We start from the raw sequence: 16,004 nt of genomic DNA, 5'->3' as shown, positions 1-16,004 counted from the left end.
TTCAGTCCGGGAAATTGGCCTTCAAGGCCGCGAGGCCGTCGGCATAGATCCCGTGGAACAGCTCCACCGCTTCCTCTTCGCTGACGCCCGTCGGGGTGAAGATCCCCGCCCACTCGACGATCGAGGTGTGCGGATCATTGCCTTCGCGGACCTGCATCGTGGCCAGGTAGTCGGCCACCGGGAAGGGCTGCTCGATAAAGGAATAACTGTAGCGCCGGGCGCGATTGTCGAACGCTTCCAGGCGCTCGACGATCCGCACGCCGTCCGCCGTGTGCAAGCTGCGCACACGCCCGCCTTCGCTGAGGCGGCTTTGACGAATGAACGGCAGCCAGTCAGGCAGGGAGTCGAACCCACCCATCAGTTGCCAGACCTGCTCCGGTGGCGCACCGATTTCGAGGGTGACGGATGTTGCGGCCATGAATAATCTCCAGGGATAAGTGGGTAGCCGGTCCGATCCCGACGCTGGAGGCTCTGACGCCAGCGACGTTAGCGGACCGTTTTTTTGTTTCAGACCAGCGGCAACGGCGCATTGCCCGCCACCAGCCCTTCATCACGCAACGCCTGCCAGAACGCCTGCGGAATCTGCTCGCGCAAGGCCGCCACATCTTCGGCGATCCGCCCTGGCCGGCTGGCGCCGGGAATCACCGCCGCCACGGCCGGGTTGGCCAGGGAGAACTGCAAGGCCGCCGCCTTGAGGCTCACCCCGAAGCGTTGCGCGATGGTCTTTATCCGTTCAACTTTAGCCATGATTTGTGACGATGCCGGTTGATATTCGAAATGCGTGCCACCGGCCAACACTCCTGAACTGTAAGGACCACCGACAACGATATCGACTTGCTGGGCCAGCGCCTCGGGCATCAGGCGTTGCAGGGCGCGCTCGTGATCCAGCAGGGTGTAACGCCCGGCCAGCAGGAAGCCGTCGGGCCGCGCTTCGTCCAGTTGCAGGGTCAGCTCGCACGGTTCGACCTTGTTCACCCCCAGGCCCCAAGCCTTGATCACACCCTCATCGCGCAGGCGGCTAAGCACCCGGAACGCGCCTTTGCGCGCCTGGTTGAAATACTCCAGCCATTCGTCGCCGTAGAAGTCCTGGGCAATATCGTGCACCCAGACGATGTCCAGACGGTCAGTCTTCAGGCGTTCGAGGCTGCCCTCGATGGAGCGCAGCGTAGCGTCGGCCGAGTAGTCGTTGACCATCTTGTTCGGACGGCCATGCTCGAAGACCCCGGCCTTTTCGCCCAGGTCACGGGCGGTGACGTCTTCCACTTCATCCAGCACCAGCCGGCCGACCTTGGTGCTGAGCACGTATTGATCCCGTGGGTGCTTGGCCAGGGCCTCGCCCAGGCGGATTTCCGCAAGCCCCGAGCCATAGAACGGCGCCGTGTCGAAGTAGCGTACGCCCTGGTCCCAGACCGCATCGACGGTGGCCATGGCCTCTTCCTCGGGAATGGCGCGGAACATGTTGCCCAGCGGGGCGGTGCCGAAACCCATGGTGCCCTGCAGTTTGTCTCTGATGCTCATCGTAATGATCCCTTGAATGGAAATGATGAGTCCGCCTCACCCACTGGGGTGACGCGGATCTCGCTGTCGGGATTAATACTAGGTTGCAGACTTTTGACCGTCCAAGACATAATTTGCTCAACTTGAGTCCTGGAAGGTCTGACATGATTGATCTACGCCAGCTGCGCTATTTCGTGGCGGTCGCCGAAGAAGAGCACGTCGGGCGTGCCGCCGAGCGCCTGCATATTTCCCAATCGCCCCTGAGCCGGCAGATCGCCCAGTTGGAGGAGCGCCTGGGCCTGACCCTGTTCGAACGCAGCCTGCAACGCATCCGCCTGACCGCCGACGGCCAGACCTTTCTCGCCGAGACCCGGGCCTTCCTGACCCATGCCAACCGGCTGGAGTCCCTCGGGCGGCGGCTGGGCCGGGGTGAAGAAGGTGGCCTGTGCATCGGCTATATCGAGAACGCCATGCATTCGGGCGTGCTGCCCCAGGCCCTGCGCAGCTTGCGTGTCGATCGGCCGGATGTGCATATCGCGCTCTACAGCCTGAATTCGGCGCAGCAACTGGAAGGCTTGCGCCAGCGCAGCCTCGATATCGCCCTGGTCAGCGAGCCGCCAGCGGCAGATGACCCGGACCTGAACAGCGCCCGCGTGCTCAACGACCCCATGCTCCTGGCCCTGCCCGAACGGCATCCGCTGGCACAACTGAGCGAGTTGAGTCCGGCGGACTTTCTGGAGCAGGAATGGATTGCCGTGCAGCATCCCCTGCGCACCGGCAAACAGGACGATTTCGTCCAGGCCTGTATCAAGGCCGGATTCAATCCCAATGTCCGGTTGCAAGCCAATGAACCGCTGACGGCGCTGGGACTGGTGGCGGCGGGACTGGGCTTGACCATGATCCAGCAGAGCCTGCGACACAACGCCCCCCAGGGCGTGGTGCTGCGGGAATTACCCTGGATGATCTACACCACGCCCTTGTGGGCGGCCTGGCATCGGATCAACCTGCGACCGCTGGTGGCGACTTTCAGGGAAGTGCTGGTGCGGGACGCGATCCAGGCCGACCTGCCGGCGGCGGACTAGATGTCCATGATCTTGGCGGCAAAGGCATTCCAGCCGGCCGGTTCCTGGATCAATGCCTGGTAGTTGTGCGAAAAGCCGCCCATCACGCCACGCCGGGTCATGAGTTCACGGACGATGGCGGTTGCCGGCCCGCTGCCACTGCCTTTCAACAGGCTCTGTTCCTGATAGGCGCGCCAGTGCAACTCCATCGCAATGACCTTGCACAGCGCCGACTCCTGGGCCAGCACGCCGGTATTTTTAACCAGCAGACCGAGTTTGATCGGGATGCTGACGGCCAGGGATACCCCGCCGGGAATGGCCGCCAGGCTGAACCCGACGCCGCGATTGAACAACTTGTGGCTTTTCATGAGTTTCAACAGTTCAAACCACTGGCTCAGGGTTCTACTTTGTCGACAGTTCCTGGCCATTTCAGCAAAACGATACAAGTGCACGATTGAAGCCCCGGCGGAACTACCATCGCGAATCAGCGCATAAGGGTTGACCGGCAAGACCGTGCTTCCGAGTGATGCCGCCGTCCCGGTAAAAGACTGCACGTAATTACGCACTTTACGATGGTGTAACAGGTGCTTGGTCTTGGGCGAACGCCGCGAGACACCGTTCACCGTGAAATAGGGATTATCCATCAGGGCCGAAGACGCTTGCCCCATTTTGTAGGACCCCACCAGCGGCGCCACGGTGGCCCCCGCACCATGGGGGACCAATCCGGACAATGCGAGGGCAGTGTCCATGATCAGGCTATCCACCTTGAAACTGTATTGGGAAAGTTCTTTCAAGCTCGCGGCAAAATTATCCTGCTCCACACCCATATCGGCCTACCTCTCGTGTTTAAAGATCCGGGGTTTTTAATCAAAATATCAGTCCCGAATACCATTCAACGAGGTAAAAAAAGGCCAATGTATTACCTGAATTTTCCGTTTATTTAAAAACGCAAAAGGCAATAAGAAAGGTCCTATATATCCTGCGCACCTTTGCAAAAACCAACTATTTCCCGAGCAGTCTGAACAAGGTCTCCAGGCTTTGGCGAAGAGGGCCGGAGTTATCCAGCAAGTCCAGCGAAGGATCGTCCGCCGCCAGCAGCGAGGCGGTGAATTCGGCATTGCGCGCCAGGCGCGCCTCGATCTGCGGCAAGCTCTCCCGCCCCCGCGCCAGCAGCCGTTCACGCAGGACCGCCTGGTCCACGGTAAGCAGGATCACCTGTAAGTCCGGATAACGCCCGCGGGCCTGGGGCAGATAGCCCCGCGAACCGTTGACCAGCACATCCAGGCCGGCGGCCAGCCAGTCGTCGACCAGGCGCGGGATGCCATAACACAGGCCGTTGGCCTGCCAGCTCATGGCAAAGGCCCCCTGGGCCTCCATCGTCGCGAATTGCTCGGCGCTGACCGATTGCGCCGCCTCCCCCAGCGCCTCGGCCGAACGGGTGATGACCCGCCGGGCAATCCGGCAGCCACGCGCGGCCAGGGGTTCGCGGGCGGCATCGAGCAAACTGTCCTTGCCCGAGCCCGAAGGCCCGATGAGATAGATCAATCGGCCGGCCATCCACAGTCCCTCACACATTCTCGTGCGCACAGTACAACACTCGCGGCGATCATGGCACTGGCCGCAAGGCCGTTCGAAGACGGACGGGGGGACAAGGTGCACGGGGTCATGGCCGCTCGACAAGCCGCAACGCCCGGCCTGGGCCGGGCGATTGCCGCTGCCTCAGGCCGGGTTGCGCGCCGCCAGTCGGGAGAAGCTCGCCAGGCAAGCCACGGCGGCAAAGCCGGCACCGATATACAACGCCAGGATCGGCCCGGAGTGGCTCGACAAACCGAAACTCAGGGCTACCAGCGCAGCCCCCGTGGATTGGCCGAGCAAGCGCGCGGTGGCGATCATTCCGCTGGCACCGCTGCTGCGCTCACGGGGTGCGCTGGTCATCAGGGCCTTCTGGTTCGGCGACTGGAAGAAGCCGAAGCCCAGGCCGCAGATCACCATGCGCACGCCGATCTCCAGGGCGCTCGGATCCGCCGGCAACATCGCCAGGGACAACATGCCCAGCGACAGCACCCCCAGGCCGATACCGCCGAGCAAGCCCGGCGGGTAACGATCCGACAGGCGTCCGGCAAACGGCGCGATCAAGGCCACCACCACCGACCAGGGTGTCATCAGGTAGCCGGTCTGCACCGGATCACGGCCCAACACCGTCTCGAAGAAAAACGGCAGCGAGACAAAGGCCAGGCCCTGGGTGGCGAAGGAGCAAACGGCGGTCAAGGCCGACAGCGCAAACATCGGGCGCTTGAGCAGATCGATCGGAAACATCGGCGCCGGATGCCCGGCCTCGCGGCGCAGCATCAGGCCACCGGCACAGACACAGACCAGCAACGCCAGGCAGATCGGCAGGGTGCCAGCAAACTGCGCGCCCTCCCCCAGCGCATAAATCAGCGAACCGAAGGTCACGACACTCAGGCCGGCCGTGCCCCAGGCAAAGCGCTGGCCGTTGGGCGGTGTATGGGGCAACGACGGAATGGCCATGGCCAGGGCGATCAGGCCAATCGGAATATTCACCCCGAACAGCCAGGGCCAGGTGGCCACGGACAGGATCAACGAGGCCACGGTCGGCCCGGCGGCGAACGACATGCCCACCACCAGGGCATTGAGGCCCATGCCCTTGCCGAGTTTTTCCGGCGGGAACAGGCTGAAGATCAGCGCCGCGTTGACGCTCATGATCGCACTCGCCCCCACGCCCTGGAGGACCCGGGCCAGGGTCAACTCGGTCAAGGTGCTCGACATCGCACAGAGTGCCGACGACACCGTGAACAACACCAGGCCGAACAGATAGATCTTGCGATGGCCGATCACGCCGCCAAACGAGGCGAAGGCCAGGATGGTCGCCACCGCCGACAGCTGGTAGGCGTTGATGATCCACACCGATGCAGCCGGTGTGGTGTGCAGGCTGGTGGCGATGGCCGGCAGCGCCGTATTGGCGATGGCGGTGTCCAGCGAGGCCAGGGCGATGGAGATCAGGATCGCCAACATGCCACTGACCTGACGCGATAAACGCGGCCTGAAAATTCCCGATAACCCGCTGATCGCACACCCCCGAAACCCGCTGTACAGAGCGGATCATAGCTTTTTGCCAAATACCGATGACGACGTTTTGCTGAACCACGGCTGTACGATATCGAGCTCGGGTTCAGGCGGCGTCTGCGCCCATGGTGATCCCCTACCCTCACTTGATAAACTAGGACTTTCTTGGATCACTCCCAATAAAAGGTTGGCAATGGACGTTCTGGCAAGCATGAAGGTCTTCGTCAAGGTGGTCGATCACGGCAGCTTCAGCGCCGCGGCGCAGTCCATCGGGATTTCCTCGACCATGGTCGGCAACCATGTCCAGGGCCTGTAGAAACACCTGGGCACGCGCCTGCTGCATCGCACCACCCGCCGCCAGAGCCTGACCGAGATCGGCCAGGGCTATTACACCCAGTGCCTGGCCATCCTTGGGCAGATCGAACAGGCCGAATTGATTGCCCGGGAACAGCGCGCCCATCCCCGCGGCCGATTGCGCGTCAGTGCGTCGCCGACCCTGGCCTCGGACCGGTTGATCCCGGCCATAGCCGCCTACCTCAAGGCCTATCCGGAAGTGGATATCGAGTTGAAGTTCAACGATCGGGTGGTGGACCTGGTGGAGGACGGTTTCGACCTGGTGTTCCGTTACGGCGAACTGCCCAGCAGCGGCCTGGTGGGACGTCTGCTGAGCAAGAACCGGCGCATTGCCTGCGCCTCGCCGGCGTATTTGAAGGCCCACGGTACACCGCGGGTGCCGGCGGATCTGGCGCAGCATAACTGCCTGGTATTCCTGCGGGCCACACCGCAACGTGACTGGTTGTTCCACGGTGTGAGCAGCGAAAGCGTCCGGGTGCAGGGACAGTTCTCGGCCAACAACGGCACGGCGTTGATGAACGCCGCGATGGAAGGCATCGGCATTGTCCTGCTACCCCATACGCTGGTGGAAGACGCCCTGAAGGACGGGCGCCTGGTACACCTGTTGCCGGATCATGAGACCCTGGATCGACCGCTGCATCTGGTCTATCTGCCGGACAAGCAGATGACGCCGAAGTTGAGCAGTTTTATCGAGTTCATGGTCAGGCGGTTTGCCTAGGACGACCACACAAAGAAGACCTCAAGCCGAGCCCGCTCGCCACATTGTTAGCCATGCGGCACATGGAAACATCTAGTATTAATTCGCCGGACGCATCAATCCATTCTAAAAATGCACTTATCAAATCTATAGCGCTACTCCAGTATCCCGGCCAATAAAAATCTGCACTGCGATGCAGGCCATAAAAATGCTGGAGACCTTTCACGATGCACGCCACAACACCGACCGCCAGTTCCGCCCGTGCCAAGGCGGGCGCGGTATTTCGCGTTACCTCGGGCAACTTCCTCGAACAGTTCGACTTCTTCCTGTTCGGCTTCTACGCCACCTATATCGCCGCCGCCTTCTTCCCTGCCAGCAGTGAGTTCGCCTCGCTGATGATGACCTTCGCCGTGTTCGGCGCCGGCTTCCTGATGCGCCCGCTCGGCGCGGTGATCCTCGGTGCCTATATCGATGACGTCGGTCGGCGCAAAGGCCTGATCGTCACCCTGTCGATCATGGCCAGCGGCACCATCCTGATCGTGCTGGTGCCCGGCTACGAAAGCATCGGCCTGCTGGCCCCGGCCCTGGTCCTGATCGGTCGCCTGCTCCAGGGCTTCTCCGCCGGTGCCGAGCTGGGCGGGGTCTCGGTCTATCTGTCGGAAATCGCCACGCCGGGGCGCAAGGGTTTCTTCACCGCCTGGCAGTCCTGCAGCCAGCAGGTCGCCGTGGTGATCGCCGCTGCCCTGGGCTACGGGCTGAACCAGTGGATGTCGGCCAGCGTGGTCGCCGATTGGGGCTGGCGCATCCCGTTCCTGGTCGGTTGCATGATCGTGCCGTTTATCTTCCTGCTGCGTCGCAACCTGGCGGAAACCGAGGAATTCGCCAAGCGCAAGCACCGTCCGGGCATGCGCGAGGTGTTCAACACCCTGGCGCAGAACTGGGTCATCGTGGTTGCCGGGATGCTGATGGTCGCGCTGACCACCACCGCCTTCTACCTGATCACCGTGTATGCGCCGACCTTCGGCAAGACCGTGCTGCACCTGAGCACCGCCGACAGCCTGTTGGTGACCTTGCTGGTGGGGGTCTCGAACTTCTGCTGGCTGCCCCTGGGCGGCGCCCTCTCCGACCGTATCGGCCGTCGTCCGGTGCTGCTGACCATGTCCGGCCTGACCCTGGCCACGGCCTATCCGGCGCTGTCGCTGCTGGTCCAGGCGCCGACGTTCACCAGCATGTTGCTGGTACTGCTGTGGTTCTCGTTCCTCTACGGGATGTACAACGGCGCGATGGTTGCGGCCCTGACCGAGATCATGCCGGTGGAAGTCCGGGTGGCCGGTTTCTCCCTGGCCTACAGCCTGGCAACCGCGGTGTTCGGCGGTTTCACTCCGGCGATCTCCACCGCGCTGATCCAGTACACCGGAGACAAGGCCTCGCCGGGCTACTGGATGAGCTTTGCCGCACTCTGTGCCCTGTGCGCGACGCTGTTTCTCTATCGCAAGGCCCGGGTGCAGTTCCAGCCGGCGGTGTAAACCTGGTGTTTTTGGGGTGACCTCAAGGGCCTCTTCGCGGGCAAGCCCTGCTCCTACAATGTCCGTGTCGAACCAGAGTCTTGTGGTCGACCGAGAACCTGTAGGAGCAGGGCTTGCCCGCGAAGGCGGCAGAACAGGCACCGCAACCCCATGGGTCCTGAACCCAACCTCGCCCATTCGATACCAATAAGAGAATCCCGATGAAAGCAGTGTTTCTCAAGCTCGCCCTGCTCGGCAGCCTGGCCCTGGCCAGCCTGACGGCCCAGGCCGAGGAAATCCGTGTAATGACCTCCGGCGGCTTCACCGCCGCCTACAAGCTCCTCGGCCCGAAATTCGCCGCCGACAGCGGCAACACCCTCGATACCGTTCTCGGCCCGTCCATGGGCAAGGCCCCGGAAGCCATTCCCAACCGGCTGGAACGCGGTGAAAAGGCCGATGTAGTGATCATGGTCGGCTACGCCCTCGACGAGTTGATCAAGCAAGGCAAGGTCCTGCCCGGCTCGCGGGTCGAGCTGGCCGATTCGCGGATCGGCCTGGTGGTACGCGCAGGCAGTGCCAAACCGGCCATCGGCACCGAAGCCGAACTGAAAGACACGCTGCTCAAGGCCAAGTCCGTGGCCTACTCCGACAGTGCCAGCGGCGTGTATATCCAGGATCAGTTGTTCAAGCGCCTGGGCATCGAAACGCAGCTCAAGCCCAAGGCAACCATGGTGCCGAAGATCCCGGTGGCCTCGGTGGTGGCAACCGGTGACTTTCAACTGGGCTTCCAGCAGGTCAGCGAACTGCTGCCGGTGCCAGGGGTGACCTATGTCGGCAAGATCCCGGAATCAGTGCAGTCGGTGACACGTTTTGCCGCCGGGATCCCGGTGGGGGCCGAGCATCCGGCACAGGCCAAGGCCCTGCTTGAATACCTCGCCGCTCCGGCCGCCCAAGCCACCGTGAAGGCCACAGGACTGGATTCCGTTCTTCATTGATCGCACGTCCCTTTGTAGGAGCTTGCTGGCGATGGCGACCGTTCAGGCGCTACAAGACTCACTGGCCCCATCGCCAGCAAGCCGGCTCTGCAGGTTTTGGGGCGGCTCAGGATCCGCTGGTATGCGGCAGTTTCATCTCGACAATCAGCCGCTCCAGCTCCCGCGCCGCCGGGGTCAGCACCCGTCCCCGGCGCTTGAGCAACCCGACCTTGCGCATCACCTCCGGCTCGACCAACGGCACACTGGTGAGAATCGGATGCTCGTCGCCCACTGGCATCGCCATGGTCGGCACCGCCGCGATCCCCAATCCGGCCTCCACCAGACCGATCATGGTGGTGACGTGCCGGGTTTCACAGACCCCTGGTTTCTGCGCCTCGATCCCCACCAGCGCCTGGTCGAGCAGGAAGCGATTGCCCGAGGTCTTGTCGAGGCTGATGTAGTCCTGCTGGTACAGCTCGGTCCAGGTCACGCTGGCCCGCCCGGCCAGCGGATGATCGCGGCGACAGGCCACGACATAACGCTCCTCGACCAATAACTCGAATTCGATTTCCGCCTGCAGGTTGCCGGTGAAACTCAAGCCGAAATCCGCTTCGCCACTGAGTACGGCGGCATGCACGTCATTGGCGCTGGAGTCGAGCACCTTGACCTTGATCTTCGGATATTGCCGGTGATAGTGAGCCACCACCTTGGGCATGAAGTAATAGGCCGCCGACGGCACACACGCCACCGTGACATGCCCGAGCCGGGTCGAGGCCACGTCGGTGATGCCCAGCAGTGCGAGGTCGAGATCGTCCAGCAAACGCTCCACGGTCGGCGCGAATGCCCGGCCCACCTGGGTCAGGCTGACCCGCCGGGTGGTGCGTTCGAACAGCCGGACACCGAGGGCTTCCTCGAGTTTGTCGACACGTCGGCTCAACGCCGGCTGGGAAATATTGATGGCCTGGGCCGCCTTGCGAAAACTGCCCTGCTCGACCACGGCGCGGAAGGCCTGCAAGTCGTTCAAATCGAAGTTGATGGCCACCGGGCTTACTCGTCGGAAACTGATTGATCAGTTTAACGCATGAGTCTGCCGGTTCGATGCATGAGCTGAGTTTGAATGCGCGTTATTCGTCGCAATCGAGCAGGAGCCGGCTTGCCGGCGATGGCGTCTTTAAGGACGCCAAAAACTTCGCGGGCAAGCCTCGCTCCTACAGTTACGCGGTGTTTTCAAAGCATTTGATCGGTCACAGCCGCCGCAACTTCTTATCAGAACTTATAGGTTGTCGACAGACTGACCACATCGCCGGAAGCTTCCACCTTGCCATTCAGGGTCGAGCCACCCAGGCGATCTACGTTCTGGGTATTGATCGGAGCGTCTTTCACAAACTGGTGCGAATAGGCCCCGTCGACGCTCAACCCCGGTATTTCCTTGACCTCATAACCAAAGCCCAGGGAAGTGAACCAGCGGTTGTTGTCCGGGATGCGTGGATCGCGGGTCGAATTGCGGGTCGGAGTCTCGTCGAAAGCCACACCCGCGCGCAGGGTCAGACGATCAGTGAACCGATAGTCACCGCCCACCGAGTACATCATGGTGTCCTTGTAGTTATAAGGAATGGAGACAATGAGATTTCCATTGGATTTCAGCGTCAGGTCCTGGAAGGACGACCACTGGGTCCAGGTCGCACTGACGCCCAGGGTGAAACGGTCGTTGAAGACGTGTACCCAGTCCAGGCCGGCCGTGGCGGGGATATCCAGCTGGGTACTGGCGTTGGCACCGTCCGGATTGAGACTGAGCCCGGGATAGGCCAGTCCAACCAGCGTCTGACCGTTGGGCCCCACCGGTAGGGTGGTGTACTGCCTACCGAGCGCATCGGCGTAGATATTGTATTTACCCTCCAGCTTGTTCTTGATCTTGGCGTGATAATTCAGTCCCAGAGAGTCACGATCAGTCGGCTTCCACTCGACCCCGGCAAACCAGCCGACCGAAGTGTTATCCACCTTGACACGCATCAGGTTCGAGCCTACGCCCGATGGGAACGGAATGCCCCCCAGGCCCGGGGACAAGGCCGCCGCGCCAGTCAGGTTGAGGTTCTGGCTGACGAACCCATTGGTGTGTTGCACGATAGCGCCGGCGCCCACCGAAAAGGCGTCGTTGACCTTGAACGACAGCGAGCCGGTGAGCCCCACGGTCTCGATCTTGGTATCCACGGCAAAGTCACGACCTTTCCAGTCTTCGTCCCAGGTACTGCGCATCCCCTGGGGAACCACCTGGCTCAGGCCAAAAGCAAAACGATCGTTGATCGGTACGACCAGGAACCCGGTTGGAACCCAGGCCGTAAAACCGCCTTGACCACCATCGCCGGTCAGGGGCACAGGGTCGCCGGGAATGCCATTGGCATCCACCGGGGTCTGCGAGGCAGGATTGCCCTGATAGTCAGTGGCGGTCCCCGAGTACTTCAATTTGATACGCGCATAGTCGACCGTGAACTGGCCAACACTCTGATCAATGAAGGCCATTGCCGCCGGGTTGTTGAAGGCAGCACTGGGGTCGTTCTTGAACAGTGAGCCGCCACCGAAGGCACGCCCCCAACCCGGTGCACCGTAGGTGGGTGTCGAAAAACCACCGGCCTGAACAGGCCCCGCCGTTACCAAACCACCCAGAACAGCCAGTGCGATAGCCACGTGCAATTGTTGTTTCTTATTATTCATTCCCCACTCCTTATTATTATCAACCGCAACAGGTCATCCCCGCCCACCAGCACTCAACAGACGCCTCCGAGGAGGCGCCGGTCTTATCAACGAGTGATCAGCACGTTGTTCTCAACCCAACCTCAAGGGTTGGTGATAACGAAGGTCGGGCTCGGTGCGACGTTGAGCGCAGTGATGCTGCAACTGCCCACGGCCTGTGCACTTGGAACGGTCAGCGCGCCGCCACCATAGTTGGTGTTGATCGTCGCGGTGCCGCAGTTCGAAATGACACTGAAGCTGACACCGGCCACCGTTGCGGTGCTGGTGCTGGTCGGTGTCAGCGTCCAGGGCAGGTTCTGCATCACCGGCACACCGCACAGGGAGTTGGAGCCGCTGACAGTGGCCGCGGTAATCGACGCCGAGGAGCCGTCAGCGGCGGTTTTGCCGGTGAAGGTGATGTTGCAGGTCACCGGCAGGTTGAACGACGCCGGGGATTTCACCGTAATGGTGCCAGGAGCGCTGAAGGTGGTATTCACCGGAGTAATGGTTGCCGCGTTGACCATGGATGCCGCGCCTAAGCAGACAGCAATGGCAGTGAACGATACGAGAGTTTTGATGCCTTTCATTGTTGTTATTCCTCACATGTTATGGCGATTCATTTCGCCGGGGATAATGGCCTTTAACGGACAACACGGAGTACCACGACAGCAACAGCGACCGAGCTTCCTTTTCCAGCCAAACTTTCAAAATCCGCTGTATAACTTTTTAACAGCCGTCCAATAACGGGTTATTCCATTCAGGGCACGACCCGAAAGTTCGGCGGCATCTGGATCGATACCGTCTTGATGGTGCAGCCGCCGTCCAATGCCACATCCGCCGCCTGGAGTTTTCCGTTGCTGTTGTTCCAGGTGCCGGTTGCCGTGGTCGGCCCGCAATCACCACCGACAAAGGGGGCGTGCACCGTGACCTGGATACCGGACATCGAGCCGCTGCCCTCGTCCCTGGCCACCAGCTTCCAGGGCAAGTGCGTGGCCTCGACCTGGCCGCACTTCAGGCCACCGTCGAAACCGACCTTCTCGACACTGGCATAACTGCCGTCGGCGCTGATCCGGCCGCTGACTTCAATGGTGCAGTCGGCATTGATGATGCTCTTGGCAAAACTGATCGGGCCCTTGGCGCTGAACTCGCTATTGGCCGGTTCCATCCGCGCGGCGGCAAACGCCGGGGCCACGGCCGAAAAACCCAGCAGTACCGCAAGTACCCGAAAAGCTAATAGAATTGAGTGCATGGCTGACGTCCTTCCTGGTCTTTATTGTTGTTTTATGGAGCAACTTCATCTTCCATCCGGGGCCCCTTCGCCAATCTTGGCGTGAGTCTTCCCGCCATGCGCACTTTGAAAAATGGGCATGTTATTCAATGGTTTTATTCAATCAGTGTGACGAGTGCCGTAGCGCTTTAATAACTCCAAGCGTCGGGAGGGTTGCAAGTTGGCCAGCCGCACATTGCCCTCATAGTGCGCCAATACCCGGTGATCCATCAGCCGCCGCCAGAGAAACGGTACATAGGCCCAGACAATCATACTTGCGTAACCGTATGGCAGTTGCGGCGATTCATCGAAGTGACGCAAGGCCTGATAACTGCGTGTCGGGTAAGCATGGTGATCGGAATGCCGCTGAAGTTGAAAGAGAAAGATATTGGTGACAATCCGATTACTGTTCCAGGAGTGCCGTGGCGAACAGCGCTCATAACGGCCATTGGGTAACTTCTGGCGCAACAGGCCGTAGTGTTCGACATAGTTCACCACTTCCAGCAACGAGAACCCGTAGATCCCCTGGATCAGCAGGAAGGGAATTACCGCGCTACCCAGCCAGAGGATCAAGCCGCCCCACATCACCACGCTGAACATCCAGGCGCCGAGCACGGTGTTTTTCCAATGCAGGGCCGGCAGCCCGAGCTTGCCCAGCCGATCACGCTCCAGGTGCCAGGCCGAACGCAGGCTGTGGTAGACCGAGCGCGGCAGGAAGCGCCAGAAACTTTCTCCCAGTCGCGAGCTGGCCGGGTCTTCCGGGGTGGCAACCCGCACGTGATGGCCGCGATTGTGCTCGACGAAGAAGTGGCCATAGAAGGTCGGCGCCAGGGACAACTTCGCCAGGAACTGCTCCAGTGGCCGGGTCTTGTGTCCCAGCTCATGGGCAATGTTGATGGCGATCCCGGTGGCGGCCCCGGTGGACATTGCCATACCCAGGTAGGTGAAGGCACCGACGCTGCCGTGCACCTGGGCACGCTCGGTGATATAGCCCATCAGGCTCGCCAGACCACCGTGCAACGACCACGCCTCGCCGAGCCGCAGCAGACCACCGCCGATCAACCAATCAATGCCGCCCGCCGCCAGCCAGGCGGTGCTGATCATCGACAGGGTGACCAGGGCCACGCAGGTGTAGATGATCCAGCGGTAGTAGGTCTGTTTCTCAAGATCCGGAACCATGGTTTCCGGTGGATTGTTGCGGTCTTCGCCGAACAGGCCGTCGATCATCGGGATCAGCCCGAAGATCACCAGCACCCCGCTCCACCACAAGGACTGGATGCCGGTGGTAAGGGCGAACAGGCCGGACAAGAGTGGCGTGGCCATTGGCAAAGCACCAAGCCACCACAGATGCCGCTTGCCGTCGGTCCAGATCCCAGGTGCCGCCAGGGAAGCGCTCATGGCAGCCTCCGCAGGATCACAACAGCACACGGCCGCGCATCCGAGTGATGGGCAGGCAGGGAGAAAGCAAATGCGTCAGAAAGCGTTATTTTCATTATTTTAATCGCTCAATTGCACTTTTAAAAAAAACATTCAAAACATTTTTTTAAATATTTAGCCCGATTTCGTTAGCTCGTCAACTATTTTTTTATCGAATGTTGAATGTCGTCACGTCGCGCTGGATCAACCTGCCAGCCGCTCGCTCAGGAAGCCCCCAGCACCGGGGTTGCCTGATCCACGGCGAGCCCGGCTTGCGGTTTTGCCCGCAGGGCGATGCTGCGGACCAGCTCGACCACCGGCGCCACGGCGGTGACCGGCAACATATGTCCGGCCCCTTCGACAATCTCCAGGGACAGGCCTGGCAGCTTGCCGAGCATCGATTCGCCGTGCTTGCGGTAATTCAGTACGCGGTCCTTGGAGCCATAGATCAGGCCCACCGGCAGCTTGAGGGAGGGATAGCGCCTGACCATATCCGGGAGGTCGTTGTTCACCGTGGCGATCTCGCTGGAGGCGCAATAGAAGTTATCGCTGCGCATGCCCAGCAATCCGCCGCCGCGCTCGGCAAAATCAGTGGGCGCCGGCTCGGGAGCGAACACTGCCCTGATCAGGGCCTTGCGCCCGAGCATCCCGATGGGTGTGGCCAGGACCTGCGCAAACCAACGGCGCAAGAATGCCGGCCTCACCCCCAATGACAGAAACACCGGAGGCAGGAGGGGTTGGGGATGGGTCAAGGGGGCTACCAGCACCAGGCCGCTAACCGACTGCGGATGATCCAGCGCCAGGGACAGCGCCAAGGCGCCACCGAGGGAATGTCCGAGTACCAGCGGGCGATCGAGGTCCAATTTGCCGATGAATTCGGCGATCAGCCTGGCCTGCGCAGGGATATCAACCTCGGCACCCGGGTGACGGGAAGAATAGCCGGAGCCGGGACGGTCCAGGGTGATCACCCGGAACTCTTCGCGCAGACGCGGCGACAAGGCATAGGTGAGGTTGCGTCCACAGCCGGACAGTCCATGGATCATCACCAGGGCCGGGCCGCTGCCCTCATCCACATAATGAATCCATTCGCCGCCCACCTCGATAAAACGCCCCTCGGCGGGCACCGCGGCTTCGATGCTCCGGTTGATCCGTGAGCTGATGACCCATAGCGCGGCATTTGCCGCCGCAAAAAGTACAACCCCAACGCCCCATCCCATTGCTCGCCCCTTGCATCCCAGCCCAAGGCGCGGCGCCGGGATTGGCTGCCACCTCGAGAATCGCCTACACCTGATAAACAGGCCCATCGGTCGGATGAGTCGCCAGGGTTCGGCAGAACACTAGCGTAGGCGATATTTTCAGGTAAGTTATTTAAATTATTTTTTAAAACATTTAATTTAAATATGCAATGCTGAGGACTCATCC

16 protein-coding genes are annotated in these 16,004 nt (G+C 61.2%); 5 read left to right on the top strand and 11 right to left on the bottom strand.

Annotated elements, in window-relative coordinates; translation table 11 throughout:
• Nucleotide 1 precedes the first annotated feature (1 nt).
• Both M5C01_RS17925 and M5C01_RS17920 read right to left on the bottom strand, forming a co-directional pair.
• On the bottom strand, nt 2-418 hold the full coding sequence (locus M5C01_RS17925) for an SRPBCC family protein (protein ID WP_103495155.1): 417 nt from the start codon (nt 416-418) through the stop codon (nt 2-4).
• Nucleotides 419-507: 89 nt separating this feature from the next.
• Complete coding sequence (locus M5C01_RS17920) at nt 508-1,518, bottom strand: aldo/keto reductase (RefSeq protein WP_152739730.1); 1,011 nt, start codon at nt 1,516-1,518, stop codon at nt 508-510.
• A gap of 143 nt (nt 1,519-1,661) precedes the next feature.
• Between M5C01_RS17920 and M5C01_RS17915 the strand changes: the two genes are divergently transcribed.
• Entirely contained in the window at nt 1,662-2,579 is a 918-nt protein-coding gene (locus M5C01_RS17915; RefSeq protein WP_103495153.1) for a LysR substrate-binding domain-containing protein, read from the top strand.
• On the opposite strand, the gene M5C01_RS17910 is transcribed toward M5C01_RS17915, so the two are convergent.
• The 3 genes from M5C01_RS17910 to M5C01_RS17900 form a co-directional block, all read right to left on the bottom strand.
• Nucleotides 2,576-3,307, bottom strand: a complete 732-nt coding sequence (locus M5C01_RS17910) for a hypothetical protein (RefSeq protein ID WP_152739729.1) — start codon at nt 3,305-3,307, stop codon at nt 2,576-2,578. The genes M5C01_RS17915 and M5C01_RS17910 overlap by 4 nt on opposite strands.
• A gap of 253 nt (nt 3,308-3,560) precedes the next feature.
• Entirely contained in the window at nt 3,561-4,115 is a 555-nt protein-coding gene (phnN, locus tag M5C01_RS17905; protein ID WP_152739728.1) for a phosphonate metabolism protein/1,5-bisphosphokinase (PRPP-forming) PhnN, read from the bottom strand.
• Between the two features lie 162 nt (nt 4,116-4,277).
• On the bottom strand, nt 4,278-5,591 hold the full coding sequence (locus tag M5C01_RS17900) for an MFS transporter (protein WP_152739727.1): 1,314 nt from the start codon (nt 5,589-5,591) through the stop codon (nt 4,278-4,280).
• Nucleotides 5,592-5,835: 244 nt separating this feature from the next.
• Here M5C01_RS17900 and M5C01_RS17895 point away from each other — a divergent pair, with 244 nt between their 5' ends.
• The 4 genes from M5C01_RS17895 to M5C01_RS17880 all read left to right on the top strand — a co-directional run bounded on the left by M5C01_RS17895 (nt 5,836) and on the right by M5C01_RS17880 (nt 9,193).
• Nucleotides 5,836-5,958: a LysR family transcriptional regulator gene (locus M5C01_RS17895; RefSeq protein ID WP_218586085.1), complete on the top strand. Its 123-nt coding sequence runs from the start codon at nt 5,836-5,838 to the stop codon at nt 5,956-5,958.
• 117 nt (nt 5,959-6,075) lie between these two features.
• Complete coding sequence (locus M5C01_RS17890) at nt 6,076-6,714, top strand: substrate binding domain-containing protein (protein WP_218586084.1); 639 nt, start codon at nt 6,076-6,078, stop codon at nt 6,712-6,714.
• Nucleotides 6,715-6,920: 206 nt separating this feature from the next.
• Nucleotides 6,921-8,219, top strand: coding sequence for an MFS transporter (locus M5C01_RS17885; RefSeq protein WP_103495148.1), 1,299 nt, complete (start codon nt 6,921-6,923; stop codon nt 8,217-8,219).
• Between the two features lie 200 nt (nt 8,220-8,419).
• On the top strand, nt 8,420-9,193 hold the full coding sequence (locus M5C01_RS17880; protein ID WP_152739726.1) for a substrate-binding domain-containing protein: 774 nt from the start codon (nt 8,420-8,422) through the stop codon (nt 9,191-9,193).
• A gap of 106 nt (nt 9,194-9,299) precedes the next feature.
• Here M5C01_RS17880 and M5C01_RS17875 read toward each other — a convergent pair whose 3' ends face one another.
• The 6 genes from M5C01_RS17875 to M5C01_RS17850 all read right to left on the bottom strand — a co-directional run bounded on the left by M5C01_RS17875 (nt 9,300) and on the right by M5C01_RS17850 (nt 15,799).
• The gene (locus tag M5C01_RS17875) at nt 9,300-10,214 is read right to left on the bottom strand and encodes a LysR family transcriptional regulator (RefSeq protein ID WP_103495146.1); all 915 of its coding nucleotides are present in this window, start codon (nt 10,212-10,214) and stop codon (nt 9,300-9,302) included.
• 224 nt (nt 10,215-10,438) lie between these two features.
• Nucleotides 10,439-11,881 carry an outer membrane protein transport protein gene (locus tag M5C01_RS17870; RefSeq protein WP_152739725.1) on the bottom strand — a complete coding sequence of 481 codons (1,443 nt, stop codon included), beginning with the start codon at nt 11,879-11,881 and terminating at the stop codon, nt 10,439-10,441.
• Nucleotides 11,882-12,003: 122 nt separating this feature from the next.
• The gene (gene praB, locus M5C01_RS17865) at nt 12,004-12,486 is read right to left on the bottom strand and encodes an alkane oxidation protein activator PraB (protein WP_100943342.1); all 483 of its coding nucleotides are present in this window, start codon (nt 12,484-12,486) and stop codon (nt 12,004-12,006) included.
• A gap of 170 nt (nt 12,487-12,656) precedes the next feature.
• A complete protein-coding gene (gene praA, locus M5C01_RS17860) occupies nt 12,657-13,148 on the bottom strand; it encodes an alkane oxidation protein activator PraA (protein WP_152739724.1) in 492 nt (163 codons plus the stop codon).
• Between the two features lie 138 nt (nt 13,149-13,286).
• A complete protein-coding gene (locus tag M5C01_RS17855; protein ID WP_152739723.1) occupies nt 13,287-14,564 on the bottom strand; it encodes an alkane 1-monooxygenase in 1,278 nt (425 codons plus the stop codon).
• Between the two features lie 242 nt (nt 14,565-14,806).
• Nucleotides 14,807-15,799 (bottom strand): alpha/beta hydrolase, encoded by a 993-nt coding sequence (locus M5C01_RS17850; protein ID WP_152739722.1) that lies wholly within the window; start codon nt 15,797-15,799, stop codon nt 14,807-14,809.
• Between the last annotated feature and the right edge of the window lie 205 nt (nt 15,800-16,004).

This window comes from Pseudomonas sp. MWU12-2319, assembly GCF_023242525.1.
Classification (GTDB): Bacteria; Pseudomonadota; Gammaproteobacteria; order Pseudomonadales; family Pseudomonadaceae; genus Aquipseudomonas; species Aquipseudomonas gingeri_D.
Note: the sequence above shows the minus strand (reverse complement) of the source record. Positions and strands in the feature narration are given on the sequence as shown.

What these genes read in the sequence shown, in the direction of transcription:
- M5C01_RS17925 (WP_103495155.1), bottom strand. Translation starts at nt 418, where the DNA reads ATGGCCGCAACATCCGTCACCCTCGAAATCGGTGCGCCACCGGAGCAG.
- M5C01_RS17920 (WP_152739730.1), bottom strand. Translation starts at nt 1,518, where the DNA reads ATGAGCATCAGAGACAAACTGCAGGGCACCATGGGTTTCGGCACCGCC.
- M5C01_RS17915 (WP_103495153.1), top strand. Translation starts at nt 1,662, where the DNA reads ATGATTGATCTACGCCAGCTGCGCTATTTCGTGGCGGTCGCCGAAGAA.
- M5C01_RS17910 (WP_152739729.1), bottom strand. Translation starts at nt 3,307, where the DNA reads ATGGACACTGCCCTCGCATTGTCCGGATTGGTCCCCCATGGTGCGGGG.
- phnN (WP_152739728.1), bottom strand. Translation starts at nt 4,115, where the DNA reads ATGGCCGGCCGATTGATCTATCTCATCGGGCCTTCGGGCTCGGGCAAG.
- M5C01_RS17900 (WP_152739727.1), bottom strand. Translation starts at nt 5,591, where the DNA reads ATGTTGGCGATCCTGATCTCCATCGCCCTGGCCTCGCTGGACACCGCC.
- M5C01_RS17895 (WP_218586085.1), top strand. Translation starts at nt 5,836, where the DNA reads ATGGACGTTCTGGCAAGCATGAAGGTCTTCGTCAAGGTGGTCGATCAC.
- M5C01_RS17885 (WP_103495148.1), top strand. Translation starts at nt 6,921, where the DNA reads ATGCACGCCACAACACCGACCGCCAGTTCCGCCCGTGCCAAGGCGGGC.
- M5C01_RS17880 (WP_152739726.1), top strand. Translation starts at nt 8,420, where the DNA reads ATGAAAGCAGTGTTTCTCAAGCTCGCCCTGCTCGGCAGCCTGGCCCTG.
- M5C01_RS17870 (WP_152739725.1), bottom strand. Translation starts at nt 11,881, where the DNA reads ATGAATAATAAGAAACAACAATTGCACGTGGCTATCGCACTGGCTGTT.
- praB (WP_100943342.1), bottom strand. Translation starts at nt 12,486, where the DNA reads ATGAAAGGCATCAAAACTCTCGTATCGTTCACTGCCATTGCTGTCTGC.
- praA (WP_152739724.1), bottom strand. Translation starts at nt 13,148, where the DNA reads ATGCACTCAATTCTATTAGCTTTTCGGGTACTTGCGGTACTGCTGGGT.
- M5C01_RS17855 (WP_152739723.1), bottom strand. Translation starts at nt 14,564, where the DNA reads ATGAGCGCTTCCCTGGCGGCACCTGGGATCTGGACCGACGGCAAGCGG.
- M5C01_RS17850 (WP_152739722.1), bottom strand. Translation starts at nt 15,799, where the DNA reads ATGGGATGGGGCGTTGGGGTTGTACTTTTTGCGGCGGCAAATGCCGCG.